At 66.7% G+C, this 12,078-nt stretch carries 14 protein-coding genes; 3 read left to right on the forward strand and 11 right to left on the reverse strand.

Annotated features, from left to right (window positions below; translation table 11 throughout):
* Window positions 1-51 precede the first annotated feature (51 nt).
* Window positions 52-1,065 carry a hypothetical protein gene (locus SACGLDRAFT_RS16130; RefSeq protein WP_232283983.1) on the reverse strand — a complete coding sequence of 338 codons (1,014 nt, stop codon included), beginning with the start codon at window positions 1,063-1,065 and terminating at the stop codon, window positions 52-54.
* A 79-nt stretch (window positions 1,066-1,144) separates the two neighbouring features.
* Window positions 1,145-1,804: an endonuclease NucS gene (gene nucS / locus SACGLDRAFT_RS16135; RefSeq protein WP_005465922.1), complete on the reverse strand. Its 660-nt coding sequence runs from the start codon at window positions 1,802-1,804 to the stop codon at window positions 1,145-1,147.
* 167 nt (window positions 1,805-1,971) lie between these two features.
* Between nucS and SACGLDRAFT_RS16140 the strand changes: the two genes are divergently transcribed.
* Window positions 1,972-2,511: an NUDIX domain-containing protein gene (locus SACGLDRAFT_RS16140; RefSeq protein ID WP_005465923.1), complete on the forward strand. Its 540-nt coding sequence runs from the start codon at window positions 1,972-1,974 to the stop codon at window positions 2,509-2,511.
* A 117-nt stretch (window positions 2,512-2,628) separates the two neighbouring features.
* Here SACGLDRAFT_RS16140 and SACGLDRAFT_RS16145 read toward each other — a convergent pair whose 3' ends face one another.
* The 5 genes from SACGLDRAFT_RS16145 to ehuB are packed head-to-tail and all read right to left on the reverse strand — an operon-like array spanning window position 2,629 to window position 6,502.
* Entirely contained in the window at window positions 2,629-3,402 is a 774-nt protein-coding gene (locus tag SACGLDRAFT_RS16145) for an enoyl-CoA hydratase-related protein (protein WP_005465924.1), read from the reverse strand.
* Window positions 3,403-3,456: 54 nt separating this feature from the next.
* Window positions 3,457-4,221 (reverse strand): ectoine/hydroxyectoine ABC transporter ATP-binding protein EhuA, encoded by a 765-nt coding sequence (gene ehuA, locus SACGLDRAFT_RS16150; protein WP_040920074.1) that lies wholly within the window; start codon window positions 4,219-4,221, stop codon window positions 3,457-3,459.
* 28 nt (window positions 4,222-4,249) lie between these two features.
* Window positions 4,250-4,912: an ectoine/hydroxyectoine ABC transporter permease subunit EhuD gene (gene ehuD, locus SACGLDRAFT_RS16155; protein ID WP_005465927.1), complete on the reverse strand. Its 663-nt coding sequence runs from the start codon at window positions 4,910-4,912 to the stop codon at window positions 4,250-4,252.
* Window positions 4,909-5,619 (reverse strand): ectoine/hydroxyectoine ABC transporter permease subunit EhuC, encoded by a 711-nt coding sequence (gene ehuC / locus SACGLDRAFT_RS16160; protein WP_005465928.1) that lies wholly within the window; start codon window positions 5,617-5,619, stop codon window positions 4,909-4,911. Before ehuC ends, ehuD begins: the two co-directional genes overlap by 4 nt.
* Before the next feature lie 22 nt (window positions 5,620-5,641).
* Complete coding sequence (gene ehuB / locus SACGLDRAFT_RS16165) at window positions 5,642-6,502, reverse strand: ectoine/hydroxyectoine ABC transporter substrate-binding protein EhuB (RefSeq protein ID WP_005465929.1); 861 nt, start codon at window positions 6,500-6,502, stop codon at window positions 5,642-5,644.
* 438 nt (window positions 6,503-6,940) lie between these two features.
* Here ehuB and SACGLDRAFT_RS16170 point away from each other — a divergent pair, with 438 nt between their 5' ends.
* Window positions 6,941-7,564 (forward strand): LysE family translocator, encoded by a 624-nt coding sequence (locus tag SACGLDRAFT_RS16170; RefSeq protein ID WP_040920075.1) that lies wholly within the window; start codon window positions 6,941-6,943, stop codon window positions 7,562-7,564.
* A 16-nt stretch (window positions 7,565-7,580) separates the two neighbouring features.
* On the opposite strand, the gene murA is transcribed toward SACGLDRAFT_RS16170, so the two are convergent.
* Window positions 7,581-8,864 carry a UDP-N-acetylglucosamine 1-carboxyvinyltransferase gene (gene murA, locus SACGLDRAFT_RS16175; protein WP_005465931.1) on the reverse strand — a complete coding sequence of 428 codons (1,284 nt, stop codon included), beginning with the start codon at window positions 8,862-8,864 and terminating at the stop codon, window positions 7,581-7,583.
* Window positions 8,865-9,047: 183 nt separating this feature from the next.
* Here murA and SACGLDRAFT_RS16180 point away from each other — a divergent pair, with 183 nt between their 5' ends.
* A complete protein-coding gene (locus tag SACGLDRAFT_RS16180; protein ID WP_005465932.1) occupies window positions 9,048-9,620 on the forward strand; it encodes a cob(I)yrinic acid a,c-diamide adenosyltransferase in 573 nt (190 codons plus the stop codon).
* 68 nt (window positions 9,621-9,688) lie between these two features.
* Here SACGLDRAFT_RS16180 and SACGLDRAFT_RS16185 read toward each other — a convergent pair whose 3' ends face one another.
* The 3 genes from SACGLDRAFT_RS16185 to atpD all read right to left on the reverse strand — a co-directional run bounded on the left by SACGLDRAFT_RS16185 (window position 9,689) and on the right by atpD (window position 12,078).
* Entirely contained in the window at window positions 9,689-10,123 is a 435-nt protein-coding gene (locus tag SACGLDRAFT_RS16185) for a DUF2550 domain-containing protein (protein WP_005465933.1), read from the reverse strand.
* Between the two features lie 24 nt (window positions 10,124-10,147).
* Window positions 10,148-10,513, reverse strand: a complete 366-nt coding sequence (locus SACGLDRAFT_RS16190; RefSeq protein WP_005465934.1) for a F0F1 ATP synthase subunit epsilon — start codon at window positions 10,511-10,513, stop codon at window positions 10,148-10,150.
* A gap of 131 nt (window positions 10,514-10,644) precedes the next feature.
* Window positions 10,645-12,078 carry a F0F1 ATP synthase subunit beta gene (gene atpD, locus SACGLDRAFT_RS16195; protein WP_005465935.1) on the reverse strand — a complete coding sequence of 478 codons (1,434 nt, stop codon included), beginning with the start codon at window positions 12,076-12,078 and terminating at the stop codon, window positions 10,645-10,647.

The raw sequence follows: 12,078 nt of genomic DNA on the forward strand, positions 1-12,078 counted from the left end.
GAGCGCGGAATGCGTGGCAGGTCCGGTTCTCAACCTAACCAAATTCCGCTGCTACGGCAGGGTCTTCACCATCGCCTTCGCAAGCTCGGTCACCCGCTCGCACGCGGTGTCGACGTCCGCCTCCGACGCATAGTCGTAGTAGTGCAGGCTGAGGATCTCGGCCTCTTCCTCCCCCAGTTCACGGTGGTTCCACGACACGGAGCACTCGGCCATGTCCGACGCGCCCGGTTCCTGCACGGCGGTCAGCCCGTCCACCAGCTCGATCTCGTTCGTGCCCTCGTACGGCGCCACGGGCCAGCCGACCCTCGCGTAGGCGTGTGCGGTGATGCGGCCCTGCGAGAGCATGCAGAAGTGCAGGCCGCTGGGCATCACATCGGCCTCGTCCCCGTCCTCACCCAGCGCCGCGAGGAACTCCTCGGACTGGAAGGACTCGCAGAGGTCCACCGTCAGCAGCGAGCCCTCCTCCGGCATCAGCTGCGGTGGGTTCGCCCGAAGCTGCTCGACCACCCCTTCGAGTACCAGGTAACTGGTCTGGCACGCGTCACCGCCGCCTTGTTCGTAGTTGGCCATCAGGCTGATGCCGAGCCCCGGATTATGGTTCGTCACCGCGGTCGAGATGCACGACGTGTCGTCGATGCTCAGCTGCACCAGCGGCAATCCGGCGACGTTGCCCGTGGCCTGGTCGGGGAACACCCCGCCCTCGCCCAGTTCGAGTGACACGCGGATGGGCTTGCCTCCCACGTCCACGAACGAGCGCGAACACTCCCCCCAGCCACCGCTACCGAAATCTTCCTGCGGGGTGAAGTTGAAGTTGCCGACGAAGTCGTCACTCAGCAGGCCACAGGCGTCCACCGTCCGCAACGTCGCCAGTTCGAGGGCGGGGTCGTCGATCGGCCCGGACGGCACCGAGCCCTGACCGCCCCCCGACTCGGCCAACTCCGTGGCGGGCACCGTGGTGCGCTCGAAGTTCTTCTTCGTCAGATCCTCGCCCGCACAACCGGTGAGCAACCCCAGCGTGGCAACCCAACAGACGATCATCCGACGCGATACAGCACGACTCAACACGGGTGCACGTTAGCCGTCGCCCGCTTCGGCGCGTGCGGGGTTCCCACGATCACGGTCCGACGAGCGTCCGAGGGAGGCTTCAGAAGAGAGTGAGATCGTTGCTCTCGATGCCGCGCAGCTTGTCGTAGTCCAAGGTCACGCACCGGATTCCGCGGTCCTCGGCGAGCGTGCGCGCCTGCGGTTTGATTTGCTGCGCTGCGAAGACCCCCCGGACGGGCGCCAGCAACGGGTCCCGGTTCAGCAGTTCCAGGTACCGCGTGAGTTGCTCGACGCCGTCGATCTCCCCACGCCGTTTGATCTCCACCGCCACGGTGCCGCCGTCGGCGTCGCGCGCGAGGATGTCCACCGGACCGATGGCGGTCATGTACTCGCGGCGCACGAGCGTGTAGCCCTCGCCGAGCGTGGTGATGTGCTCGGCGAGAAGTTCCTGCAGGTGCGCTTCGACCCCGTCCTTCACCAGGCCCGGTTCGGCGCCGAGGTCGTGCTTCACCTCGTCGATGATCTGCTCGATCGTGATGACGAGTTTCTCGCCCGCCTTGTTCTCGACGATCCACAGGTTGCCGTCCTCGATGAGCCAGCACGGCGGGCTCATCCAGTTCAACGGCTTGTAGGCGCGGTCGTCGGAGTGCACCGACACCGATCCGTCGGCCTTGACGAGCAGCAGACGGGTGGCCATCGGCAGATGGGCGGTCAAGCGGCCGGCGTAGTCCACCTGGCACCGGGCGATCACTAAGCGCACGACGAGAGGGTAGGCGACTGCGGTGAGGGAGTATCCGCCCCCCGCGATGATCCCCCGATCGAGCGGCCTCCCTCCGTATCACCGAGGCCCGGCCGACGGGCAGGGCACCGTCCCCCCGGAGCGACCGCGAGAGGACCCCGCGAGGACGTCGGGGGAGAATGTCCCGGATGGAACGACTCGGCTCACGCCAGGTGTACGCCAACGACTGGATAACGGTCCGTGAGGACAAGATCCGCCGCGCCGACGGCTCGGACGGCATCTACGGGGTCGTCGACAAACCCGACTACGCGCTCGTCATCCCCCTGGCCGGGAACAAGACGATGCTCGTCGAACAGTTCCGGTATCCGCTCGGGCTCCGCCGCTGGGAGTTCCCCCAGGGCACCGCGCCCGGTCGCGCCGAGCTGGCTCCCGCCGAACTCGCGGCCCGCGAACTGCGGGAGGAGACGGGCCTGTCGGCGGGGCGGCTGGTGGAGATCGGGTTGCTCGACGTCGCGCCGGGGCTGTCGAGCCAGCGGGGCCGGGTGTTCGTGGCGACGGACCTCACGGAGGGTCCCCCGGAGCGGGAGCCCGAGGAGCAGGACATGCGAACGGCCTGGTTCGACCGCGACCGGGTGGAACGGATGATCGCCGACGACGAGATCACCGACGCCCAGTCCATCGCCGCCTACGCTCTCCTGCTCCTGTGGGAGCGCCGCAACCGCCGCTGAGGACGAACCTCCCCGACGGGTCTTCCGAGGAGACCGACACCGTGTCCGCACGTCCCGCACCCGTGCCCGCGGGCCCACGACCGGCCCCGGACACACTCGCGGACACGGTGTCGGAGGTCAGTCGGGCCACTCGGGGCGCCGCTTCTCCAGAAACGCCGCCATGCCCTCCTTGGCACCGGGCAGTTGCGACGCCGAGGCCATGACCTCCACGGCGAGGTCGTAGGCGTCCCGCTCCGGTCGGTCGAGCTGCGCGTACAGGGTGCGCTTGCCCAACGCCTTCGACGCCCGGCTGCCTCGGGTGGCCCTGGCCAGCAGCTCGGCGACCGCGTCGTCGAGCTCGGTGTCCGGCACCACCCTGTTGACCAGCCCCCAGTCGAGCGCCGTCGTGGCGTCGATGGGATCGCCCGTGAGCGCAAGCTCCATCAATCGTTTCCGGCCGATCGCCCGCGCCACCGGGACGGCGGGGGTGTGACAGAACCACCCGCCCTTCCCGCCCGGCAGCGCGAACGCCGCCGACTCGGCGGCCACGGCCAAGTCGCACGAGGCCACGAGCTGGCAGCCCGCCGCCGTCGCGAGCCCGTGGACCCGAGCGACGACCACCTGCGGCACGGCTTGGAGGGTGCCCATCAGCTCGGTGCACAACCGCAGCAACTCCCGCACCCCGGACAGGTCTCGGGCAGCGACGTCGGCGAAGTCGTGCCCCGCCGAGAACACGGGCCCCGCACCGGCCAGGACGATGCCGGTCGCGTCCGACTCGCCCGCCTCGGTGAAGGCGGAGAGCAGTTCCCGCAGGTGTGGCTCGGACAGCGAGTTACGCCGCGCGGGCCGATTCATGGTGATCGTGACGGTGCCGTCCTCCCGTTTGACGAGGACGTGTTCGTAGTCACCCATGCTGCGACCGTAACCCGCCCCGGCACTCCCACCAAGACCGCGAACGGCGGTACCTCACGCCCGGTCGAGAACGGCGTGCAGGAACTCCCTGGTCCGCTCGTGGTCCGGGTCGGTGAACAGCTTGTCCGGTTTGGCGTCCTCGATGATCTGGCCCCGGTCGAACATCATGACGCGGTCCGACACGTCCCGCGCGAACTGCATCTCGTGCGTGACGCAGAGGAAGGTGATGTCGGTGGTCTCGGCGATCTCCCTCAGCACCGCGAGCACCCCCGCCACGAGTTCGGGGTCCAGCGCGGAGGTCACCTCGTCGAGCAGGAGGACCTCGGGCTCCATGGCCAACGCGCGTGCGATGGCCACCCGCTGCTGCTGGCCTCCCGAGAGCTGGGACGGGTGCGCGTCGATCTTGTCGCTCAGCCCCACCATCTCCAGCAGCGACCTCGCCTTCTCCTCGGCCTCGTCGCGCGACTGGCCGAGCACCCGGATCGGCGCCTCGGTGATGTTCTGCAGCACCTTCATGTTCGGGAACAGGTTGAACTGCTGGAACACCATTCCGATGCGCCGGCGCACCTTCCGTAGGTGCTTCTCGTCGGCGGGGACGAGTTTACCGTTTTTCTCCATGTGGCTGAGGTACTCCTCACCCACCTGAATAGTGCCGCCGTTGACGCGCTCCAACGTCATCAGCAACCGCAGAATGGTGGTTTTACCCGAGCCGCTCGGCCCGATGAGGGTGACGAACTCGCCGGGCTCGACTTCGAAGCTCAGATCACGAAGCACGACATTGTCGCCGAACTTCTTCACCACCCGGTCGAAGCGAATCATCACGTCGGACACCGGGCGGGTCGACGGATTACTTTGCGAGTCCAAAACGACGCTCCAAGTATCGAACGAGCAGTGAAGCGGGGTAGCTCAGCAGGAGGAAAAGAACACCGGCGATCGTGATCGGCTCCACGTACCGGAAGGCCAGCGACGCCTCCTCCTCGGCCGCGCCCACGATGTCGAGGACACCGATCGCGAGCAACAACGGTGTCTCCTTGAACATCGAAATGGTGTAGTTACCGAGCGCGGGCAGCACCCGTGGAATGGCCTGCGGCAGAACCACCGCGGTCCAGACGCGGCGGGTGGGCAGGCTCAACGCGGTCGCGGCCTCCCACTGACCCCGCGGAACGGCCTCGATCCCCGCACGGTAGACCTCGGCGGTGTAGGTGGCGTAGTGCAGCCCGAGGCCGAGCACACCGGTGACCATCGGCGACAGCGTGACACCCACCAGCGGCAGCACGTAGAACAGGAAGAACAACTGCACCAACAGCGGCGTGCTGCGAACGAACTCCATGAACAGCCACACCACCGTGCTGACCAGCCGGACACGGGAGCGGCGCAGCAGCGCGAACACCAGTCCCAGCACGTAGGCGAGCAGCGAACCGAGGACGGTGGCCTGGAGGGTGACCAGCAGACCCTTGAGGATCGCGGGCAGGACCTCGAAGGTGTAGTCCCAGTCCCAGCTGAAGTTCACGCGACACCACCGCCCCTCGCGATCGCCGCCTCACGCTTCGGCGGGGTCCTGCCGACCTTCCTCGCTGCCCACCGCTCCAGCAACCGCATCAGGAATGTGATCACAATGGACAGTACAAGGTAGAACAACAGCAGGATCGTGAAGATCAGCGCGACCTGGCCCGTGAAGGCGGGCACGAGAATGACCGTGGCCTGGTGCGTCATCTCGGGCACCGTGATGAAGGTCAACAGTGCCGTGCCCTTGAGCAACTGGATGAACAGGTTGTTGAACGGAGGCACCATCTCCACCAACGCCTGGGGGAGGATGACCCGCCTCATCCGCTGGGCCGGGCTGAAGTTGAGCGCCACACAGCCCTCGTGCTGCTCCTTGGGCACCGACTGCACGGCCCCCCTGACGATCTCGGCCCCGTAGGCGCCGAAGTTCAGGCCGAGCACCAGCACACCGGCCCACAACGGCAGCAGCTGGAACCCCGTCAGCACGGGAAGCACGAAGTAGAGCCAGAAAAGCTGGACGACCTCCGAGGTACCGCGCCAGACCTCGACGTAGACCCGAGTGACGGCCCTGACGGCGGTGTGCCGCGACAGCATCGCGAGACCGGCCACAAAGGACAGTATGGTTGCCAGGATGATACCGCCGACGGTCGCCTGGACCGTCACCAACAAGCCGTCGGCGATGACGGAGACGAAGTGAGAAACGTTATCGAACATACTTGGTTACCGAGTCCGGGCATCACTCTCCCGAGCACAGCTGTTCGGTGGTGACGTCCGCCGGTGGCAGGTTGTCCTCCGTGAAGCCGAACGGCCGCACGATCTCCAACCACTGCCCGTTCTCGTGGATCTTCTGCAACTCCTGGTTGAAGGCGTTCACCAGGTCCGTGTCGCCCTTGCGGAACACGAAACCGCCCGCCTGGATCTGCTCCACACCGTCCACGATCGGCACGAAGCCCTCGGTCACCTCAAGTTGCGCGTCGGGGTTTTGGTCCAGCAACGCACGCAACGAGATGTCGGTGAGCGCACCCGCGTAGGCACGACCCGCCTGGATCGCCTGCAACATGTCGGCCTGAGCACCATAGGTCTGCACGTCGGCGATGTCCAGCGCCTGGGCGACCTGTTGTTCGATCGTGCCGGAGAGGACGGCGAGGGTCACGCCCTTGGCCTTGACGTCCTCGAAGTTGTTGACTCCCTCGGGATTTCCTTGCGGCACAAGGAAAGCCGTGTTGGTGACGTAGTCGACGGCGGAGAACTGCGCCTGCTTGCACCGCTGCGGGATGATGGCCATACCGGCGGCGACCATGTCGTACTGACCCGCGTTCAGACCGGGGATCAGCTGGCCGAACTCCACCTGGGTGGCCTCGACGTTGGGGACCCCGATCGCCTTGAACACCGCCTTGGCCACCTCGGGGGACTCCCCGGTCACCTCGCCGTCACGCGTGAATCCGTAAGGAATCTCACCGGCGATACCGACCCTCACGGTGCCGGCGTCACGAAGTCTCTGCAGCGTGTTTCCGCCACCCTGACCACCTGTTTGCGGTGCTTCCGTACACGCCGCCGCGAGCGTTGCGGTGACCCCGACCGCCAGCGCACCTTTCATGGCAGATCGTCGGGACAGAACCCGTCGTGCCCACTCACCCTGAGCCATGATCGCACCCCTTACCGATTGGGCCTGTTCGCCGACTCAGACGAACGATCTTCTCCTACATGGTCACCGAACGTAGGTGTTCAACACGATCGGGTCAAAACAGAAGTGACCCTCCGTTACCAGAACGAGATCAACACCACAAAGCATCGAAACGGTGGGTCAGCTCCCGCCACCACCTACTTCGCGGACGGTGAGTAACCATTTCGACTCAACTTCCGACTGCGCATATTCCCTATACCGACCGTATGTCTGTACCCATGATTTCGCAGCTCAACGGCATGTCGGAGCGAATTCCACCCGCTTCGGCATTCGCCGTGACACGGGACTCGCGCGGAGGCCACTCTCCGCACGACGGCGAGCACGATGCGCTTCCGGCTACGCTGGGGTGACGTGACCTGGAGTACGTACGGCAGTTACCTCGTCCTGGTGGTCCTCGTGGTGCTCGCTCCGGGACCGGACACCGTCGTCACGCTCAAGAACTCCTTCGCCGGAGGCTTCCGCGGCGGTCTGCTGGCCACGGCGGGGATCGCGACGGGCAACGTGGTCCAGGGCACGGCGGTGGCATTCGGGCTCGGCACCCTCATCGTGAGCTCTCAGCCCGTGTTCCACACGCTCCGTTGGCTCGGGGTGGTCTATCTCTGCTACCTGGGCGTGCAGGCCCTGAGATCGGCTTACAGAGGCGAGTACGCGGCCTTCGACACGGCGAGCAACCATTCTGGCGCGCTCCGTCGATTCCGGGAGGGCTTCCTTTCCAACGTGACCAACCCGAAGGTGCTGGCCCTCTACCTCTCGGTGCTGCCGCAGTTCATCGATCCCGCGCACAGCTCGATCGGCGACACACTGCTGCTCGCCTACACGGTCGCGGTGCTGGGCGCGATATGGCTGTTGCTGCTGGTGACCTTCGTCCACACGGTGCGAGGCTGGCTCCAGCGCAGGAAAGTGCGCCGGGGCCTCGACGTGGCCACCGGCACGACGCTCATCGGTTTCGGCGCCGCCCTCGCCCTGGAGGGCTGACGGCGCCGAAACCCGATCACTCCCGTGAGTCGTTCTCCGCCTCGGAGACCACTCGCTCGACCCGCGCGCCGAGCCGATTGAGGTTCTCGACGAAGGCCGGATAACCGCGATCGATGTGGAACACGTCCCACACCTGCGTGACACCCTCCGCGCACAGGCCGGCGAGCACGAGACCCGCCCCGGCCCGGATGTCGGAGGCCCACACCGGCGCGCTCGACAGCCGCTCCACACCACGGACGACGGCGTGGTGCCCGTCGGTGCGCGCGTCCGCCCCGAGGCGAACCATCTCCTCGATGAACCGGAACCGCGCTTCGTAGACGTTCTCCGTGATCATCGAGGTGCCTTCGGACACCGACGACAGGGCCACCGCGAAAGGCTGGAGATCGGTGGCGAAACCCGGATACGGCAGCGTCACGAAATCCACGGCCTTCGGTCGCTCGGCCTGCACGACGCGGAAGCCCTTCCCGTCGAACGTGGTGACGTCGGCTCCGGCCAGCCGCAGCTTGTCCAGCACCAGATCGAGGTGGTGCGGATCGACGCCCGTCACCGTCACGTCCCCACGGGTCATGGCGGCGGCGAACGCCCACGTCGCGCCGACGATACGGTCACCGATGACCCGGTGTTCCGTGGGATGCAGCGAGTCGACCCCCTCGACGGTCAACGTCGACGTGCCCGCCCCCTCGATACGGGCTCCCATCTCGGTGAGCATCGTGCACAGGTCGACGATCTCGGGCTCACGGGCGGCGTTGTCGATCACCGTGGTGCCCTCGGCCAGCACCGCCGCCATCAGGATGTTCTCCGTGGCCCCCACGCTGGGGAAGTCCAGCCAGATCTGCGCGCCGTGCAGGCCGTCCGCCTCGGCGACCACACAGCCGTGCTCGATCGAGCTCGTCGCGCCCAGCTTGCGCAGGCCGTTCTGATGCATGTCCAAAGGCCGCGAACCGATGGCGTCCCCACCGGGGAGTGCCACCACCGCTCGTTTCAACCGCCCGACCAACGGCCCGAGCACGCACACGGACGCACGCAACTTGCCCATCGCGGGCGAGTCGGCTCGGTGCGACAGTTCCGCGGGCGTGGTGATCCGTGTGACGTCGCCGGCCATCTCGACTTCGCAGCCCACGCTGCGCAGCACGTCGGCCATCAACGGGACATCGAGGATCTGAGGGCAGTTGTGGATCGTGGTGGTCCCCTCGGCGAGCAGGGCGGCCGCCATCAACTTCAACACGCTGTTCTTGGCGCCGACAACCTCGACCTCGCCGACCAGACGCGCACCGCCGTACACGTCGAAGTGCTCGCTCATAATCGCCCATCTTGCCCGGTTCGCTCACGGGCTGTGCGCTGGGGCACGTTCTCGATCAAACAGGACACAAGATCGCGCATACTGAAACGTTCGGACACCACAGGACGATAAGGCCGCCCGAAGCATGGTCACACCTCGATGTGGTCGGTGCCTCCACGGTCCGGGTGGCCGTAGACTGCGGCCATGCCCGTACGGATCAACCGCGTCTACACCCGAGCCGGTGACAACGGAACCACGGCGCTCGGCGACGGCACCCGTGTTCCCAAGACGGACCCACGGCTGGGGGCCTACGCCGACGTCGACGAGACCAACTCGGTGATCGGCGTCGCGATCGCACTCGGCTCGCTGCCCGAGGACATCGTGCGGGTACTGCGGAGCGTGCAGAACGACCTGTTCGACGTGGGTGCCGACTTGAGCACCCCGGTGGTCGAGAACCCCGCCCATCCCCCGTTGCGTGTCACGCAGGACTACGTCGATCGTCTCGAAGGCTGGTGCGACGAGTTCAACGAGCGAGTGGGCAAGCTGACGTCGTTCATTCTTCCCGGCGGCACACCGGGCGCGGCGCTGCTGCACCAGGCTCGGACGGTGGCTCGGCGGGCGGAACGATCGGCGTGGGCGTTGGTGGAGGCCGATCGCGAAGGCACGAACCCCCTCGCGGTGACCTACCTCAACCGGCTTTCGGACCTGCTGTTCATTCTCGCCAGGGTCGCCAACCCCGACGGGGACGTGCTCTGGAAGCCCGGCGGCGACCGCTAGGGAACGTTCGAAGCCGGACGGTGACGGAGGACAGCGACCCCGTCACCGACGGTTCAGGAAAAGCACCGTCAACTGGCTCGGGGAAGCCTCCGCCCCGGAGGAGCCGATTCCAACCACGACAGGAAACCCGTCAACGCTCCGGGGCCCATGGCGATCTCGATGGGTTCGTCGTCGCCGGGACGACATCGAAGCACCCGCGATCCCGAGGGCACCGCGTACGACTCGGTGCCCACCGGGTCACGACGACCGACAATTTCCAACGTGTCTCTGTGGAAGACGCGGCTGGGGCCGATCCGCAGGCTCCACACGCGATACCAGACGAACCGCTCGCCGCGGTACTGCCCCACACCGAGATGCCAGCCGGATCGAGCATTGTCCGGCCGCCATCGCAAGGCCACGGTGACTCCGCCGCGACGGCGCATGAACACCCATCGCAGCGCGTAGCACGCCGCCACGACGAGCAGCACGAGCAGGAGCGCCGGGACCAGCATCGCGATGTCCATGGTCGGCTCCCGCTCGCTACCCGGTCAGACCGTGTGACCAGCCGCTCGAAGCCGGGCCGCCGCTTTCGCGCGTTCCGTCGCGTCCTCCTCGGCGAGCGCCCGACGCGCCGCCTCGACGTCGACCTCCTCAGCGAGCTCGGCCGACTCGGCGAGAACGCTGACGGCGGTGCCCGTGACCGACAGGAAACCGCCGTGCACGGCCGCGGTCACAGTCTCGTCGTCCGTGGTGATCACCTTGACGATGCCGCCCTCGACGAGCTGCCCCAGCACCGGCTCGTGGCCGGGCAGGATGCCGATCTCGCCCTCGGTGGTCTGCGCGGCGACGAACTTGGCCGTACCCGACCACAGGCGGCGTTCGACGGCCACCAGCTCGACGGACATCTCAGCCACGTAGCTCTCCTCCATGCCTCACGCGCGTTCCGCCCAGTTTAGCCGGGCCCGCCGGCGTGCAAGCACACCCCGGCGATACGGAAACGACGGGGTCACATCCATAGTGGACGCCACCCCGTCGCTCACGGAACTCACTTGCCGGTGATTTCCTTGTACTTCTTCTCGAGGTCGTCAAGGCCACCGATACCCAGGAACGCCTGCTCCGGGTAGTGGTCGAACTCACCCTTGGTGATCTTGTCGAACGCCTCGATCGTCTCCGACAACGGAACCGTCGAACCGGGGATACCGGTGAAGGTCTCCGCCACCAGCATGTTCTGCGACAGGAACCGCTCGATACGGCGGGCCCTGTTCACCGTCAGCTTGTCCTCTTCCGACAGCTCGTCCATACCGAGGATCGCGATGATGTCCTGCAGCTCCTTGTACTTCTGCAGGATGCGGATGACCTCGGAGGCGACCCGGTAGTGCTCCTCGCCCACGATGGCCGGGTCGAGGATCGTGGAGCTGGAGGCCAGCGGGTCCACGGCCGGGAAGATGCCCTTCTGGAACACCGAACGCGACAGCTCGGTGGTGGCGTCCAGGTGGGCGAACGTTGTGGCCGGAGCGGGGTCGGTGTAGTCGTCGGCGGGCACGTAGATCGCCTGCATCGACGTGATCGACCGGCCTCGGGTCGAGGTGATGCGCTCCTGGAGCACACCCATCTCGTCGGCCAGCGTCGGCTGGTAACCCACGGCCGACGGCATACGACCCAGCAGGGTCGACACCTCGGAACCGGCCTGGGTGAACCGGAAGATGTTGTCGATGAACAGCAGCACGTCCTGGTTCTGGACGTCGCGGAAGTACTCCGCCATCGTCAGAGCGGACAGCGCCACCCGCATACGGGTGCCGGGCGGCTCGTCCATCTGCCCGAAGACGAGCGCGGTGTCGTTGATGACGCCGTCCTCGCTCATCTCCAGGAAGAGGTCCGTGCCCTCACGGGTGCGCTCACCGACACCGGCGAACACCGAGGTACCACCGAAGTTCTTGGCGACACGGGTGATCATCTCCTTGATGAGCACCGTCTTGCCCACACCGGCACCACCGAACAGACCGATCTTGCCACCCTGCACGTACGGGGTGAGCAGGTCGATCACCTTCAGGCCGGTCTCCAGCATCTGGGTCTTGCCCTCGAGCTGGTCGAACGCCGGCGGCTTGCGGTGGATGCTCCACCGTTCGAGGTCCTCGCCGTAGCCGGGCTGGTCGAGGCACTCGCCGAGCGCGTTATAGACGTGCCCCTTGACCTTCTCGCCCACCGGCACCGAGATCGGCGCGCCGGTGTCGATGACCTCGGCACCCCGCACCAGGCCGTCCTGCGGCTGGAGCGAGATGGTGCGGACGAGGTTGTCACCGAGGTGCTGCGCCACCTCCAGGGTGACGGTCTTGCGGAGCTCCTCGAACTCGACCTCGACCTTCAGGGCGTTGTTCAGGTCCGGCACCGCGCCACGAGGGAACTCGACGTCGACGACCGGCCCGGTCACGGAGACGATCCGCCCCTTGGCCGCGGTTGCTGTGTCTTGCACGGCAGTCAT

It is taken from the genome of Saccharomonospora glauca K62, assembly GCF_000243395.2.
Classification (GTDB): domain Bacteria; phylum Actinomycetota; class Actinomycetes; order Mycobacteriales; family Pseudonocardiaceae; genus Saccharomonospora; species Saccharomonospora glauca.